We start from the raw sequence: 255 nt of genomic DNA, 5'->3' as shown, positions 1-255 counted from the left end.
AGCATCCTGACTACATTGAAAACACCTTGAAGCACAAAGATTACTCCAATGGTCCTTTGGAAGGGACGAATAATCGAATCAAAGTCCTTAAACGATCCGGCTATGGCTACACGAGATTTAAGAATTTCCGTTTGCGCGTCCTTGTTATGTTAAGGACAAAAACAAAACACCCAATCATCAAATAATGATTGAGTGCATTATGGTCGTTACCAACAACAGTTGACAGAGAACCACTTAACTTGTGCAATTAAACAT

The 255-nt window shown here is 38.8% G+C and carries 1 protein-coding gene; it reads left to right on the top strand.

Annotation, left to right across the window (positions count from 1 at the left end; all coding sequences use genetic code 11):
• On the top strand, positions 1–185 hold a 185-nt coding region (locus CES79_RS12515; RefSeq protein ID WP_143456354.1), incomplete at its 5' end, for a transposase.
• Positions 186–255: the final 70 nt, after the last annotated feature.

Origin of the sequence: Secundilactobacillus silagei JCM 19001 (assembly GCF_002217945.1) — a bacterium.
Classification (GTDB): Bacteria; Bacillota; Bacilli; order Lactobacillales; family Lactobacillaceae; genus Secundilactobacillus; species Secundilactobacillus silagei.
Note: the sequence above shows the minus strand (reverse complement) of the source record. Positions and strands in the feature narration are given on the sequence as shown.